General features: G+C 51.2%; 13 protein-coding genes. 2 read left to right on the forward strand and 11 right to left on the reverse strand.

The features are described from left to right. Positions 1-82: 82 nt before the first annotated feature. Positions 83-1,084 carry a DUF2804 domain-containing protein gene (locus tag DXA36_RS23460; protein ID WP_118681925.1) on the reverse strand — a complete coding sequence of 334 codons (1,002 nt, stop codon included), beginning with the start codon at positions 1,082-1,084 and terminating at the stop codon, positions 83-85. 55 nt (positions 1,085-1,139) lie between these two features. Further along, positions 1,140-2,417: an MFS transporter gene (locus tag DXA36_RS23465; protein ID WP_118681866.1), complete on the reverse strand. Its 1,278-nt coding sequence runs from the start codon at positions 2,415-2,417 to the stop codon at positions 1,140-1,142. A 277-nt stretch (positions 2,418-2,694) separates the two neighbouring features. Here DXA36_RS23465 and DXA36_RS23470 point away from each other — a divergent pair, with 277 nt between their 5' ends. Beyond that, positions 2,695-3,879, forward strand: a complete 1,185-nt coding sequence (locus DXA36_RS23470) for an acetyl-CoA C-acetyltransferase (protein WP_118681867.1) — start codon at positions 2,695-2,697, stop codon at positions 3,877-3,879. Between the two features lie 264 nt (positions 3,880-4,143). After that, the gene (locus DXA36_RS23475) at positions 4,144-5,826 is read left to right on the forward strand and encodes an ABC transporter ATP-binding protein (RefSeq protein ID WP_118681868.1); all 1,683 of its coding nucleotides are present in this window, start codon (positions 4,144-4,146) and stop codon (positions 5,824-5,826) included. A 36-nt stretch (positions 5,827-5,862) separates the two neighbouring features. Here the strand turns inward: DXA36_RS23475 and DXA36_RS23480 are convergent, their stop codons facing one another. The 9 genes from DXA36_RS23480 to DXA36_RS23520 all read right to left on the reverse strand — a co-directional run bounded on the left by DXA36_RS23480 (position 5,863) and on the right by DXA36_RS23520 (position 15,964). Then, the gene (locus DXA36_RS23480; protein ID WP_118681869.1) at positions 5,863-6,699 is read right to left on the reverse strand and encodes a response regulator; all 837 of its coding nucleotides are present in this window, start codon (positions 6,697-6,699) and stop codon (positions 5,863-5,865) included. 130 nt (positions 6,700-6,829) lie between these two features. Then, complete coding sequence (locus DXA36_RS23485) at positions 6,830-7,795, reverse strand: D-2-hydroxyacid dehydrogenase (RefSeq protein ID WP_118681926.1); 966 nt, start codon at positions 7,793-7,795, stop codon at positions 6,830-6,832. A 68-nt stretch (positions 7,796-7,863) separates the two neighbouring features. Continuing rightward, the gene (rpe, locus tag DXA36_RS23490; RefSeq protein WP_182479234.1) at positions 7,864-8,538 is read right to left on the reverse strand and encodes a ribulose-phosphate 3-epimerase; all 675 of its coding nucleotides are present in this window, start codon (positions 8,536-8,538) and stop codon (positions 7,864-7,866) included. Between the two features lie 64 nt (positions 8,539-8,602). Further along, the gene (locus DXA36_RS23495; protein WP_118681871.1) at positions 8,603-9,559 is read right to left on the reverse strand and encodes a transketolase family protein; all 957 of its coding nucleotides are present in this window, start codon (positions 9,557-9,559) and stop codon (positions 8,603-8,605) included. Next, entirely contained in the window at positions 9,547-10,383 is an 837-nt protein-coding gene (locus DXA36_RS23500) for a transketolase (protein ID WP_118681872.1), read from the reverse strand. The genes DXA36_RS23495 and DXA36_RS23500 overlap by 13 nt, the downstream gene beginning before the upstream one ends. 271 nt (positions 10,384-10,654) lie before the next feature. Next, entirely contained in the window at positions 10,655-11,359 is a 705-nt protein-coding gene (locus DXA36_RS23505) for an L-ribulose-5-phosphate 4-epimerase (protein ID WP_118681873.1), read from the reverse strand. Between the two features lie 81 nt (positions 11,360-11,440). Beyond that, positions 11,441-13,042 carry a xylulokinase gene (locus DXA36_RS23510; protein WP_118681874.1) on the reverse strand — a complete coding sequence of 534 codons (1,602 nt, stop codon included), beginning with the start codon at positions 13,040-13,042 and terminating at the stop codon, positions 11,441-11,443. Between the two features lie 13 nt (positions 13,043-13,055). Continuing rightward, a complete protein-coding gene (gene araA, locus DXA36_RS23515) occupies positions 13,056-14,552 on the reverse strand; it encodes an L-arabinose isomerase (protein WP_118681875.1) in 1,497 nt (498 codons plus the stop codon). 326 nt (positions 14,553-14,878) lie between these two features. Next, positions 14,879-15,964, reverse strand: a complete 1,086-nt coding sequence (locus DXA36_RS23520; RefSeq protein ID WP_118681876.1) for a GntR family transcriptional regulator — start codon at positions 15,962-15,964, stop codon at positions 14,879-14,881. Positions 15,965-15,989 lie beyond the last annotated feature (25 nt).

Genomic DNA, 15,989 nt, shown 5'->3' on the forward strand with positions numbered 1-15,989 from the left:
AGGCCGCACAGGGAAGCAGGGCCGCGGGACGCCAAACTTTTTTATCTGCACCCGGCACTTGCAACATAGTATTACCGTATTATTACCAATTATTTACCGCGTGTTCGGCAAAAGACACAACATCCTTTACCTCCAGACACGTTCCGTCATCCAGCACCGCTTTCCCTGTAAATTTCCCGAACATCTGATGACAGCAATTGTTCACCCAGAGCAGCTTGATACGGGTCGTCCTGTCATAACAGGGCGTCAATGTCAGATCCAGCCGTCCCTCCCGGTCCTTCAGATGCCAGGGATCCATATATTCCTTTCCCAGTTTGAAATCCACTTTCCCCAGCTTATGGGCCTTTCCTTTATAAAAAAGCATATTTTCACTGGCAGTATCCGTATTTCCGAAGCCACAGCCAAGATTAAAACCGAACATTTCCCCATCCAGCCAGCCGCTGCCGTTGCTCCAGTACCATTCATTATGAAAGGGCCACACACCTCTGCCCCAGTCCAGAATACCGAAGGAACTCTTTTTGTCAAACTTCCATTCCCTGCCTTTGGCTTTTACATACCCTTCCGCCGTCATGCAGTTTATTTTATGATTATAATAAAAGGCATGGGCATATTCGTCAAAGGGCAGATTGATCACTAGGGAATTGGGATTCCTGCGTTCCAGACGGATTTTTACCTCCGTATCCTCCCAGCGGCAGGTCAGGAGCCGTTTCTGGTTCACCGTCTCAAAACGCATGTACACGCCGTCCTTCTTGTAGAGAAGGGTGTTATCCTTTTCCGCATTTTCCGGCATATGAAGGGAACCGAAGGGCAGAGCCAGGATTTTACTCTGATCCAGCAGCTTTTCCCCCTTTGCAAAATCAAACAGCATCATGCTCACCTGCCCCGCATAGGCGGCATGGCCGATAGTGAACTGCAGGCACAGCCTGTCATTGGAAATCTGATAAAAGTCCCATTCCTTGATTCTCCACGGCGGGGCCTTAATCGCCTTCCTGTCATACACCAGCGTACTTTTTCTGGAATATCCCGGTATGGGGCGTCCCTTCCCGTCCAGTACCGGCCCTTCTTTCAATAGTTCTTTTTCCATATTCATCCCCTTTTCATACTGCACTAACAGTTCAGACGGCCCTTCCTGTATTCCGCTATCTTAAGAGCCTCTGCTTATTTCTTTTCCCTGCCGCCGCCAAAGGAATCAGGGTAAACAGCGTGAGTACCGCCGAAACCAGGAACAGGCTGGGACCGGGCACCATTCCCACCGAACCGCTTACCTCCATCTCCACTCCCAGGCGGTTAATCACCTGTGTGGCAATGGCCGGCCCTATAATCATGGGCACACAGACAAAGAAAATCTGTTTGATTCCCTCAAACTGCCCCCGCTGATCCTCCGGATACAGATTCTTCATCCAGGCGGTAAGCGCCTGCAGCACCAGGATATATCCGATTCCGGCCCCGAACACACCGATGAGCAGAACCGCAAGACTTTGGGAAAGGCTGACCAGAAGCAGCCCTGCGGTATTGCACAGGAGGGCCGCCAGTATCACCTGAGGCGTTTTCCCCCTGTCAATGAACCGGGCGGCAGGGATCGTCATAACCGCTGCCGCCAGCAGGCCCACGCCCTGAATAATCCCCGTCATCCCATATCCATACCCCAGATAATTCACAAAATAGATCGTGATATAGGGAAAATAAACATTAAAACCGATAAAATATACGGTCATCACCAGAAACACCCAGAAAAGCTCTTTATTTTCCCGCACCGTATTCCAGTTAAAAACCGTCAGGAACTGATGCCGGAATCCCTTTTCATCCCGTTTGGGACGCAGGCCCGGCGCATCCTCCAGCGTAAACAGGCCAAAAAGCCCCACTGCCGCCACCAGTCCTCCCATAAGGCCGAAAAAAGCGAAAAAATCTATGCTCTCAATGATAATTCCGGATACCACCGCACCGAATATGGTGGCGAATACAGGCATAACCGCCAGCGCGCCTCCCAGCTTCCCCCGGTTGTTTTCATTGGAAATATCCGTCGTCCACGGGCCAAATCCCCCGTCATTTCCAACGGAACCGAAAAAGCTCATCACCGCATCCGCCAGCACCACACAGGCAGCCGCGATAAACAGCGGGTTTTTGGGAATCCTCTCCGTAGCCCCGAAGAGAAAGGTAAAAATCCCCCACAATATATACCCCCAGCAGATAAAAGGCTTTCTTTTTCCCCTGCGATCCCCCCAGGTTCCCACCAGAAAGGTACAGAAGGTGGAAACCGCGGCGCTCACTCCCACCATCCAGGATACAATAGCCGGCTCCGGCGCAATTTTGTCATATACAAACGTATTGAACCAGGAATTCTCAATGTTCCAGCAGATTTGCCCGGTCATTCCAAGTACCCAGATCAAGATCCAGTTTTTACGGCTGATTTTCTCCATGATGCATCCCCTCCCGCTGCTTCCTGTAACTATGTGGTTATACTCCTATTTTACACTTGTTATAAAGGTTTTACCACATAAATAAATGATTCCTTCGGCGTTGTGTTTATGCACTCTTGTATCATTTTCTCACGTACGGTGCAGTAAATGCACAGTACTGAGCGGACAGTAACTGGCGTTTACCCCGCCCTCTGTGTGCCTTGTTTTTCTTATGGCCCCGTGCTAAAATACATTCATACAAACACAAAATGCCAGATAATGGCTGAATGGAGGATATATGAGCAGAAAGGTAGTATTAGCCGGCGGCTGCAGGACCGCAATCGGCGTTATGGGCGGCGCGCTTTCCACCGTTCCCGCAGCAGATCTCGGAACCATCGTTATTAAAGAGGCAATGGGCAGGGCCGGAATCACTCCGGATATGGTTGACGAAGTATATATGGGCTGTGTTATCCAGGCAGGGCAGGGGCAGAATGTGGCAAGACAGGCCGCTGTTAACGCAGGTATTCCGGTAGAGGTTCCGGCTACCACAATTAATGTATTATGCGGGTCCGGGCTTCATTGCGTCAATCTGGCGGCCAAGCTGATTGCCTGCGGAGACGCGGACATTATTATTGCAGGCGGTACGGAAAATATGTCCCGCGCTCCCTATCTGGTTCAGCAGGGCCGGTACGGCTATCGTATGGGCAATGCCCCGCTTGAGGATTCTTTGCTGAAGGATGCCCTCACCGATGCGTTCCACGGTTATCATATGGGCATGACGGCTGAAAACATTTGTGAGCAATGGGGACTGACCAGAGAGCAGCTGGATGATTTTGCGGCAAACAGCCAGCAAAAATGTGAAGCCGCCATGGATGAAGGACGTTTCCGGGAAGAAATCGTTCCGGTGGAGGTAAAGACCAAAAAGGGCTCCATAATAGTGGATACAGATGAAGGCCCCAGAAAAGGGGTTACCAGCGAAGGCCTTGCCAAATTAAAACCGGCTTTCAAAAAAGATGGCGGTATGGTAACCGCAGGCAACGCCTCCGGCATTAATGACGGCGCTGCCGCTATCGTTGTCATGAGTGAAGAAAAAGCGAAGGAGCTTGGCATCACGCCTATGGCGACCTGGATCGCCGGGGAGCTGGCCGGCGTGGATCCTTCTATTATGGGTATCGGCCCTGTGGCGGCTACCCGGAAGGTTCTGAAGAAAACCGGTATGGACATGGATGATTTTGACTTAATAGAAGCTAATGAAGCTTTTGCCGCCCAGTCTGTGGCCGTGGGACATGATCTGGGCTTCGACCTTGATAAACTGAACGTAAACGGCGGTGCCATTGCCCTGGGACATCCCGTAGGATGCTCCGGCTGCCGCATCCTGGTTACGCTTCTCCATGAAATGCAGAAACGCGATGTAAAGACCGGCCTGGCCACTTTGTGTGTGGGAGGCGGCATGGGTTGTGCTGCGGTTGTAAAACGGGATTAATGCGGTTATTATATGTTTGTTCTGTAAGTTCCCCGCCCGCCTGCAGAGGCCGGCGGGGAATTTCATCATGAATTGCCGGATGCACTGCCAAAAAGGGCAGTGCATTGTAAGGAGGTGGGCTCTTATGAGACAGAAACGAGGTAGAAGCTCAGTACAGTTTATGTAAGCTGTCGGCTGATTGTACTGAGTATCCGTTCCGGCTGACGGGCATAGCTGTACTGACTTTAACGCAGCCATTTAACCATTTGCCAAAGGAGTACAGATATGAATTATCTAAAAAATATTGTCAGAAAAAACAAGCTCTGGATCAGCATCTACATAAGCCTGGGGATTGGGCTGTCTTTTCTGTCCAACTACAGCATCAGCTTCTTCCAGAAGGTCATTGATAAATTTACGGACGGAACACTGTCCCTGCTTTATATCTTATTATACGCAGGGCTTCTTCTGCTGCACTGTGTGTGCAGTTATCTGGATGAATACCCCATGCAGAAACTGAATAACGGCATCTTTCTGGATTTAAAGCTTCTCGCCCTGCATAAAACAAGCCGTATCGATTACCTGGCTTATCAGTCCATGGGGACGGGAAAGCTGATACAGCGCGTGGAAAACGGTGCCCTGGCAGGAAAAAGCATCTTGTGCCAGTTCTGGTTTGAAATTGTGCAAAACCTGCTTCCCTCCGCCTTATTCAGCATGTTTTTTATCTACAGGCTCAACAGGGTCATAGCCGGTACCGTGGCCCTTGGCTATCTCCTTGTTTTTCTTATTACCAATATCCTGCTGAAGCTTTTATACCGTATGAAGGAAAGAGTTCTTGATAACGAAGAACTGCTCAATCATTTTCTCACCCGTGGGTTTATGGAAATGGTGGTATTCCGCCTGAACCGGAAATTTCCGGCGGAGATCCGGAAGGCGGAAAAGGCACGGGATCAGATCGTCCGATCAAAAATAGGGATTTCATTTATCCACGAAGCTTTTTTTGCTGCATTTGCAATCCTCATCACCCTGATAAAAGGCGCTCTGCTGCTGTATGCCTGGCATACCCGTTCCATTTCCATCGGTTCTGTTGTGGCTCTGCTCACCCTGGTGGATAACGCTTACACGCCGATTGCGATATTTAATGTATTATTCGTCCAGTTCCGCCTGGACTCCGCCTCCTTCAAACGCTATACCTCGTTTCTTGATCTGCCGGAAGAGGACCGGCTTCTTGCAGGTACAGAGCTGCCGGATTTTCGTGGGGAAATAACCATCCTGCAGGCCGCCTTTTCTTATAACGGCAATCCGGTGCTCCGTCAGGTATCCCTGTCCATCGCCCCCGGCGAGAAAGTGGCTCTGGCGGGGAACAGCGGGTCAGGAAAATCCACTCTTATCAAACTGATAGCGGGCCTTCTTAAAGCAGAGGACGGAGCCATCCTTCTGGATGGACACAATCTGAACGGGCTTAACCTGGACAGCTATTACAGACATATTACCTATATTCCCCAGGAAAGCCCTGTTTTTGACGGTACCCTCCGGGAAAACCTGCTTTTCGATGCCTCCGTTCCTGACGATGGCGCCGTCCGTGTGTTACAAAAAGTACAACTCCAGGAGTGGTTCGACGCCCTGCCCGACGGCCTGGATACCCAGCTGGGAGAAAAGGGCATCAAGCTGTCCGGAGGTGAAAGGCAGCGGCTGGCCCTTGCAAGGCTGTGGTTTTCTTCCTCCCGGCTCATTATCCTGGATGAAGCAACCTCGGCCATGGATAATGTAACGGAGGAACTGGTCATGAATGAAGTGCTCTCCCTGGCGGCCGGAAAAAACATCATCGCCATCGCCCACCGGCTAAATTCCATCCGGGCCTTCGACCGGATAATTCTATTGAAAAACGGCAATATTGAGGGAGATGGAAGCTTTCAGGAACTTATGCAGCACAATCTGTATTTTCAGGAGCTTTACAAGGCAGGCATATAGTCCCGTATGTTAACCGGTTCCCGGTAAGCAGATGCTTTATTTGGTGCAACTTTGCAGCTTTACCATATAATCAATCCGGTTTTTTATCACAGAAGGTGTAAAAGGCTTTTGTATGATTTCGCAGATGCCAAGATTCATGAGCCTGTCCAGCTTCAACGGGGAGTCCTCCGATGTAATGGCGATTACCGGTATGTTTTTCAGAAGATGCTGGCGTTTTGCTTCCTGCATAAATACATAACCATCCATTACAGGCATAATAATATCCAGAAGCACCACCGCAATTTTATCTCCCTGTTTTTCCAGAATCTCCAGTGCCTCTTTTCCGTTTGCTGCCTCCAGCGATTTGTATTCTTCGGTCAGGGCATTCTTAATAATAGCCCTGTTAATACCGATATCATCCACAATAAGTGCCGTATTGGACAACGGCCGCTGGGGTGCGGCTTCCCCTCCACGGGGTATCGGATTCTTCTCATTCCCCTCCGCATGCTCCGAAAGCAAAATCAGGTTATCCACTCTTTTCAGTACCAGCTCGGGATTATACGGCTTTGCTATGACATCCCGCACGCCCATTTTAATACCGCCCAGAATATTTTCCTCATAGGTTTCAGAGGTGACAAAAATGATGGGGATATTCCGGTACGCTTCGGCGGACTGAATCCATTTCAAAAACTGGAAGCCATCCATTACCGGCATAATGATATCCAGCAAAATCAGGGAAACCGGTTCCTGTGCTTCCTCCAGGACTTCCATTGCTGTTTTTCCGTTGTCCGCTTCCAGTGTATGGTATTTCTCCGACAGAATCACGGACAGCATCTTGCAGTTCATTTCCACATCATCTACAATAAGTATTGTTTTTTTTGATTCTCCATCCATTTTTTCATCCCATCCCTTTACTCTGTTTCTCCGCGTTCCGCTTATTCCCGGACAGCTGATGCGCCCGAATTGCAGAGACGTATTTATTATTAATCATCGGATGAAATACCTATAAAAATAACTGTTTTTTTTATTTTCCGGAAGAATATCCGGTTTCCGGATCCACAACATTCATCAGCGGTTCGCCTGACTGGTAACGCTTCAGGTTCTCCGCAAAAATTTCCGCTATCTTCTGCAGCGTCTCAGGCAGCGCATAGCCCCCTGAAATATGGGGCGTTATGACTGCCCCCGGTGCTTTCCACAGAGGGTGATCGGCGGGAAGCGGTTCGGGATCCGTTACATCCAGGGCAGCCCCTGCGATTTTACCGGCATACAGCGCCTCGCAGAGGGCATCCGTATCTATAGCAGTCCCCCGGCCTGCATTCAAAACAATTGTCCCTGGGGAAAGCAGAGCGATACGCTCCCTGTTCAGGATATGGTAGGTGGACGGGTTGCCCGGAAGGCTCATGGCCACTACGTCAGCTCCGGGCAGAAGGCTGTCCAGCGCCTCCATTCCATACAGTTCATCCACACAGGACGGCTTTTCCCCCACACGGCGCTTAATCCCTATGGTATGGCAGCCCAGGGCTTTCATTTTGGCAGCGAAGGCGGTACCGATATCCCCCAGGCCGATAATAAGGGCCGTTGTTCCCTGAATGACACCCACATGGCCTTCGCTCTTCCAGCGGCATTGAAGCTGGTTAACATAATACAAATCCAGTTTTTTACGCAGCAGGAACAGGCAAGCCAGCATATGCTCGGATATCGCCAGTCCGTATGCGCCGGTGGCATTGGTAAGCACTGACGTTTCAGGCAGCCTGCCCGGAATGCAGTAACCTTCCGTCCCTGCATTATTCAGCTGGATCCATTGGAGATGTTCTGCATATTGCAGTTGATCCGGGTTTTCCAGATTACCGAGGATAACCTCCGCTTCTTTTAAAAGAGCGGGAGTGATATCTTTTTTTAAACAGAATTGCAGATCGCGGGGATCTGCTGCGGCAGAAAGTATCTGCTTTTTTTGTTCCTCCGTGAAGGGAGGGGTTACCAGGATTTTCATAAGCGCTTCCTTCCGCGCGTCAGGCGCAATCGTGTATTTGAAGAAAAGAATGGCCGCAGCCATTCTTTTTACTTTTCTTTTCCATTCGGGCAGGAAGCCAGGATTTCCATCATATTCGTAACGTTTTCCGTGCTGTTTCCGTTGAAAACAGCGGATCCAGCCACGATGATATTGGCACCGGCATCCAGGACCATACGTACGTTGTCCACGGTGATTCCGCCGTCTACCTCGATATCCACACACGCCTGTCTTGCATCAATAAGCCGGCGTGCCTCCCGGATTCTTTCTGTAGAGGCAGGGATATATTTCTGGCCCCCGAAGCCGGGTTCCACGGTCATAACCAGCAGCAGGTCGATTTTATCCAGGTATTTTTCCACAGCGGAAACAGGCGTGGACGGTTTGATGGAAAGTCCGGCTTTACGTCCCAGGCTGTGGATCCAGTCCAGCGTTTCCTCCACATCACTGCAGGCTTCCAGATGAACGGTAATGATATCCGATCCGCTCTTGGCAAAATCCGCAATATAGCGGATGGGCTCTTCCACCATGAGGTGGACATCAAATACCATGTCCGTCACTTTCCGCAGAGAGGAAACCACGCACATGCCAAAGGAAAGGGAAGGCACAAACATGCCGTCCATAACATCTATATGCAGATATCCGGCTCCCGCCGCCTCCACCAGGCTGATTTCTTCTCCCAGCCTGGCACAGTCGGCCGCCAGAATGGATGGTGATAATATATTCATAATTTTTTCTATTCCTTATGCGAAGTACTGCCGGCCCTGTACGGGCCGGCATACCTTTGCGGGTTTATTTTGCAAACGCTTTTACTTTTGCATAAATTCCGTCTGCATCCAAACCGTATTTAGCTACCAATGCGCCTGCGGATCCGGATTCCCCAAAGATGTCGTTCATTCCGATACGGCATACCGGCGTGGGCGCTTTTTCGGAAAGCACTTCGCTCACGGCGCCGCCGAGCCCGCCGATGATGGAATGCTCTTCCGCTGTCACTACTTTTCCGGTCTTTTTCGCGGATTTGATGATAAGCTCTTCATCCAGGGGCTTGATGGTATGGATATTGATCACTTCGGCGCTGATGCCGTCGGCAGCAAGCTTTTCAGCCGCCTGAAGAGCTTCGGGCACACAGATGCCGGTCGCTACGATAGTAACGTCGCTTCCTTCGCGGAGAAGGACCCCTTTGCCGATTTCAAACTGATAGCCGTCGTTGTCATTGATTACCGGTACGGCGGCACGGCCGAAACGAAGGTATACGGGTCCTGTATATTCGATGGCTGCCTGTACTGCTGCCCTTGCTTCCACAGCGTCACAGGGATTGATTACCACCATTCCGGGAATGACACGCATGAGGGCGATATCTTCCAGACACTGGTGGGATGCGCCGTCTTCCCCTACGGTGATACCGGCATGGGTCGCACCGATCTTTACATTCAGGTGCGGATAGCCGATGGAATTACGTACCTGCTCGTAGGCACGTCCGGCTGCAAACATGGCGAAGGAACTGGCAAAAGGGATTTTTCCCACAGTGGAAAGCCCGGCTGCGATGCCCATCATGTCACATTCGGCGATTCCGCAGTCGATGTGGCGTTCGGGAAATGCTTTCTGGAAGGTGTTCGTTTTGGTGGCATTTGCCAAATCCGCATCCAGGACCACCAGGTCCGGATACTGTGCACCGAATTCAGCAAGTGCCTTTCCGTAAGCTTCTCTGGTTGCTATTTTCTGAACCGGTTTGTTATTTACTTCTGACATAATGCTTCACCTACTTTCTCCAAATCTGCCATTGCCACTGCATACTGCTCATCGTTGGGCGCGGTACCGTGCCATGCCACATTTCCTTCCATGAAGGAAACGCCCTTTCCTTTCAGGCTGTGGGCAACGATTGCGGTGGGCATGCCTTTGGTTTCTTTTGCTTCCCGGAATGCCGCACGGATAGCATCAAAATCATGGGCATCCACGTTGATTACATGGAAATTGAATGCTTCGAATTTCTTGTCGATAGGGTAGGGGGAGCATACCTGATCAACGGGGCCGTCAATCTGGAGGCCGTTATTGTCAACTACCACTACCAGGTTGTCCAGCTTATGGAAGCCTGCGAACATGGCCGCTTCCCACACCTGGCCTTCTTCGATTTCACCGTCTCCCAGAAGGGTGTATACACGGTAGTCCCTGTTATCCAGCTTTCCGCCGAGAGCCATGCCTACGGCTGCGGAAATACCCTGTCCCAGGGAACCGGTGGACATATCCACGCCGGGGATGTGCTGCATGCAGGGATGTCCCTGCAGATAGGATCCCAGCTTACGCAGGGTGGTGAGATCTTCCACGGGGAAGAACCCTCTGTGGGCGAGGGTGGAGTAGAGTCCCGGCGCGGTATGGCCTTTGGAAAGGACAAAGCGGTCTCTTTCCGGTTTGTCGGGGTTCTCCGGGTCGATGTTCATTTCTTCGAAGTAGAGATAAGTGAAAATATCTGCTGCGGAAAGGGATCCGCCGGGATGGCCGGCTTTGGCACTGTGAACGGCAGTTACAATGCCTTTGCGGATCTCGTTCGCCATTTTTGCGAGTTCAAGATTATCCATGAATGTTTTTCCTCCATAAATTTAAGTTGGTTGGGGTGGGGTGGTAACCAGAGCGCCGGCGGAAAAGAGGTAGGGAGGTGATGGGCCGGGGTGTCGGGGTGGTGACAGCCGGACGGCAGAACCTCAAGACCTCCGGTCTTTCGGTCGCTTCGCTCGCCGGGCAGGTTCAGAAGGTCTGGGATGGGCAAGCATGGATGTGGGGCGTATCCATGTTTGCCCATCCCAGGCCTTCTGAGCCTGTCCGGTTCTGCCTGGTCACGAATATAATACCCTATTTACCCCCGTTTTGTCCATAGTAAGCGTCGGCTCCGTGTTTTCTGAAGTAATGTTTGTCCTGGAGTTCCTGGGGGGCGGGCTGGATATTTACGTTGATGGTTTCGGCGCGGTAGGCCATTTTGGCTACTTCTTCCAGCACGACTGCGTTGTGTACGGCCTCATGGGCATCCTTGCCCCAGGAGAAGGGTCCGTGGTTTTTGCAGAGTACGGCGGGAACCGCTTTTACGTCTTTTCCCATGGCTTTGAATTCATTGACGATGAGATGGCCGGTATTTTCCTCGTAGGCATCTTCAATCTCTTCTTTGGTCAGGCAGCGCAGGCAGGGAACCTCTCCGTAGATATAATCGGCATGGGTGGTTCCATAGCAGGGAATGCTCCTTCCCGCCTGTGCCCAGCTGGTGGCATAGGAAGAGTGGGTATGTACAATCCCTCCTATTTCAGGAAATGCCTTGTACAGCTCCACATGGGTCGCCGTATCGGAAGAGGGGTTATATTTTCCTTCCACTTTATTCCCGTTCAGATCCACAATCACCATATCCTCCGGGGTGAGGCTGTCATAGTCCACACCGCTGGGTTTGATGGCAAAAAGGCCGCTTTCCCTGTCGATTTCACTCACATTTCCCCAGGTAAAAGTAACCAGGCCGTACCGGGGAAGAAGCATATTGGCCTCATATACTCTTTTTTTCAGTTCTTCTAACATATTCGATCCTCCTGTCCGTTTTGCACGATGTTTTTTCCTCACACAGGCGCCCTCCCACGGGAAGGCGCCTCTGGTGTAAGCTTAAATCAGATTTTCCACGGCTGCCTTTTCAATTGGCAGCCCTTTGGTATAGCGCTCCACAAACTTGTTGAAGCCTTCCACATCCCTTGTATCGGGATCTATTTTTACACCGGTATTTCCTGCAAACACCCTGTTTTCCAGGAACTGGGCCAGGGACTCATCCGCCTTTTTATCCTTCATATAGGAGGCAAGAAGGGCGATTCCCCATGCGCCGCCCTCACCTGCGGTTTCCATGACGGAAACAGGGGCATTCACAGCTGCTGCCAGCAGCTTTTGTCCCACTTCTTTGGTCTTAAACAGTCCCCCGTGGCCCAGCAGCTTATCTATCTGTACCTTTTCTTCCTTCAAAAGGATATCCAGACCGGTTTTCAGCGCACCGAGTGCGGTAAACAGATGCGCACGCATGAAGTTTGCCAGGGTGAAGCTGCTTTCCGGGTTTCTTACAAACAGAGGGCGGCCTTCCTCAAAGCCCGTGATATGTTCTCCGGAGAAATAGTTGTAAGCCAGCAGGCCTCCGCAGTCCGGATCCCCCTCCAGAGCTTTGCGGTAGAGGGTGCCGTACAGGTCGTTCTTATCCACCTTCATGCCAAACGCCTGGGTAAACTCTTCAAACAGGTCTATCCACGCATTCAAATCCGAGGTACAGTTATTGCAGTGGACCATGGCTACGGCGCTTCCGTCAGGAGTCATTACCATATCGATTTCGGGGTGCACCTCCGCCAGTTCTTTTTCCAGGACTACCATAGCAAATACACTGGTTCCCGCGGATACATTGCCGGTACGCTTCGCCACGCTGTTGGTAGCCACCATACCCGTTCCCGCATCTCCTTCCGGAGGGCATACGGGTATGCCTGCCTGCAGCTGCCCTGTGGTATCCAGAAGCTGTGCGCCTTCTTCCGTCAGGCAGCCCGCATTCTCTCCGGCCACCAGGATTTCCGGGAGAATATCCAGAAGCTTCCAGGAAAATCCTTCCGGTGCAACAAGCTCGTCAAAAGCCTTCACCATCCTGCCGCTGTACTGCCTGGTTGCCGCATCCACAGGCATCATTCCTGCTGCCTCTCCGATACCCAGCACCTTTCTGCCGGTCAGCTTCCAGTGCACATAACCCTCCAGCGTTGTCAGGAAATCAATATCCTTAACATGCTCCTCCTTATTCAGGATCGCCTGATACAGATGGGCAATGCTCCATCTCTGGGGGATGTTAAAAGAAAACAGCTCCGTCAGCTTCACGGATGCTTCTTCCGTAATGGTATTTCTCCAGGTACGGAAGGGCACCATCAGCTCTTCCTCTTTATTGAAAGCCATATATCCATGCATCATAGCACTGAAGCCAAGTGCACCCACCTTCGTCAGAGCAACGCCGTATTTGTCCTGTACGTCTTCTGCCATCTTCCGGTAGCTGTCCTGCAGCCCATTCCAAATATCTTCCAGGCTATAGGTCCAGATATTATTTTCATAGCGGTTTTCCCATTCATGGTTCCCTGCCGCGATGGGAGTGTTATCCTCCCCTACCAGCACAGCCTTAATCCTGGTTGAGCCGAACTCAATCCCCAAAGCTGTATTTCCATTAATAATTGCGTTTTTTATTTCTGTCATACCCATAATAAAAACCTCCTTATCTGTAATATACAGAATTCCATTTCAGTTCATTTTTAAAGCTGCGGATCGTGGTATCTTTATCGATTACCACGCTTTCAATTCCCATGGCGGCCGCCCAGTCAACCATCTGGTCAACAGTCAGATCATAGGAAAATGCGGTGTGGTGGGCGCCTCCTGCCAGAATCCAGGCCTCGGCCCCAATCTCAAGGCTGGGCTGGGGAGTCCAGAATGCCGTGGCGACGGGAAGCTTCGGCATTTCCTTTTCACACTTCTTACAGTCAACCGCATTGATGATCAGGCGGAAACGGTTGCCCAGATCGACCAGGGAGGTTGCTACTGCAGGCCCTGTCTTGGAGGTGAATACCAGACGGGCAGGATCCTCTCTGTTGCCCATGGACAGGGGCTGCACTTTAATGGATATAGGCCCCTCCGCTATGGTAGGGCAGACCTCAAGCATATGGGCCTGCAGAATGCCTTCTTTTCCCGGTACCAGATTATATGTATAGTCTTCCATGAAAGAGGTTCCTTTGGCGTCGGGCACACCAGCCGCCATAATTTTCATCAGACGCACCATTGCCGCCGTTTTCCAGTCCCCTTCTCCGCCGAAGCCGTAGCCCTTTTCCATCAGTCTCTGGATAGCCAGGCCGGGAAGCTGCTGCAGTCCGCCCAGCATGCCGAAGTGGGTAACAATTGCGTGATAATCCCCGTCCTCCAGGAATTTCTCAAGGCCGATCTCTATTTTGGCCTGGGCCGCCACATGGGCGCGGAATTCTTCCGGATCCCTGCCTTCCGGTAAGATCTGATATTTGCTGTAATACTCTTCCACAAGGGCGTTTACATCCCCTTCGGAAACCGCATTCACATATTCCACCGCATCATTTACGCAGTAATGATCGATCTCCCATCCGAATTTAACTTCCGCTTCTACCTTATCCCCTTCGGTTACGGCAACATTGTTCATGTTGTCCCCGATACGGCATACCCTGATATGGGAAGATTCCATGATGCCGATTGCCGTTCTCATCCAGCTTCCTATTTTATCCTGTACCCCGGCATTTGCCCAATGTCCCACAATAATTTTACGCTCTATTCCCATACGGCTCACCATATGGCCGAATTCCCTGTCGCCGTGGGCAGACTGGTTCTCGTTCATGAAATCCATATCAATGGTATCATAAGGGATTTCCTCATTGAACTGGGTATGCAGATGGCACAGCGGCTTGCGGTATTCCTTCAGTCCCAGAATCCACATTTTTGCGGGGGAGAAGGTATGCATCCAGGTGATAACCCCTGCACATCCGCCGTCTTCATTTGCCTCGTTAAGGGTTCTTCTGATGGTAGCCGGATCGATTAAAGTGGGTTTCAGAACCACTTCAAAGGGAAGCCTGCCGGATGCGTTCAGCCCTTCTACGATTTTGGCGGAATGCTCTGCCACCTTTCTCAGGCATTCGTCCCCATACAGGTCCTGGGAACCTGTACAAAACCAGAATTTGTAGTCTCTTCCTGTTTTCATTTCGTTTTTCCTCCTGAATAAAAATTTTTAATCAAACTTCGTAGTTGCCGAATGGCCTTCCGCCGGCTGTCTGCGTGGCGTTCCCGGGACTGAAAAGGATTTTCGCAGGTCCGTCAGACTGGACATTCCGATGAGCCCAGGGACGTCAATTGTGTCAGATGAGTCTGACACGATTGACTGGTCTCATCTCCATAGCCTGAAAGGCACCTGCGAAAATTCCTTTTCAGTCCCGGGAACGCCACGCAGACAGCCGGCGGAAGGCCATTCGGCAACTACGAAGTTTGATTTATTTATATGTGGTAACTGTCCAGTACCTTCACAGTTCCTTACTGCCGCTTCAGACGCCTGACGGAGTCTCTTTCCACAAGTTCCGTTACGAATTCGCAGGTTCCGTCAAACGCATTATTTTTCATGGCGGCCAACAGATTTTCCGCCGCCCTGGCCCCCAGCCTGTCGGTGGGATGGTGTACGCTGGTAAGCCTGGTCTCCGCCAGCTCCGCCAGCTCCGAGTCATCGATGCTGATTAATGAAATATCCTCCGGAACCCGGATTCCCTCTTCCTTCAGAAGCCCTTCCAGCTGAAAAGCAATTTTGTCGTTATAACAGAAAACAGCGGTACATTCTTTAAAATTCCGGAGAATCCTTTCCCGGTAATCATGAAGATGCTGTTCCCCCTCTGTATCCAGCCAGACAATTCCGGAATCCCCTGCGGGAATCCCCGCCCTCCTGCACACATCCAGATACCCCGCATAACGCAGATGGCCCTGGCCGTCGTCAAATTTCAGCAAAGCGCCGATTTTGCGGTGTCCGGCGTCAATCAGATATTTTACCGCCATCTCCGCCGCCTGCCTGTCATTGAGTGTGACATGGGGCAGCGCCAGACCGGGATAATAACTGTTAATAAACAAAATCGGTATTTTCCGCTCCATCAGCTTCTGCAGCAGAGGGAGATTGGGATTGGGCAGGCCGCTTTTGGTAGCTTCCATAATGATTCCTGCCACATCATCCCTGGCTGTTATATCCTCCAGAATGGTACGTTCCCGTTCCAGCTGGTTATTGGTAAACGCTATCTGCACCGAGTAGCCTCTTTCAAACAACGTGTTTTCAATCCCCTGTATGGTCCTGGGAAAAATATAGCTGTCCACATAGGTGGTCACCACCGCTACTCTCGTCTTATTCTCCAGGGCGGCCGACCGGCTGTCACTGATATACGTGCCGCTTCCCCGCCTCCTGACCACTATCCCTTCTTCCTCCAGGACACCGATAGCATGTCGTACGGTCTGCCTGCTTAAGCCGAACAGCCCGCTCAGCTCATTTTCGGAATTCAGCTTATCTCCGGGACACAGTTCTTTCTTTTCCAGCCTTTCCTTCACCCAGTCGGCCACTTCCCTGTACTTGGCTTTTTTCTCCATACAATCCCTCCCTGTCCGAATGGAT

The organism is Eisenbergiella sp. OF01-20, from assembly GCF_003478085.1.
Lineage (GTDB): Bacteria > Bacillota > Clostridia > Lachnospirales > Lachnospiraceae > Eisenbergiella.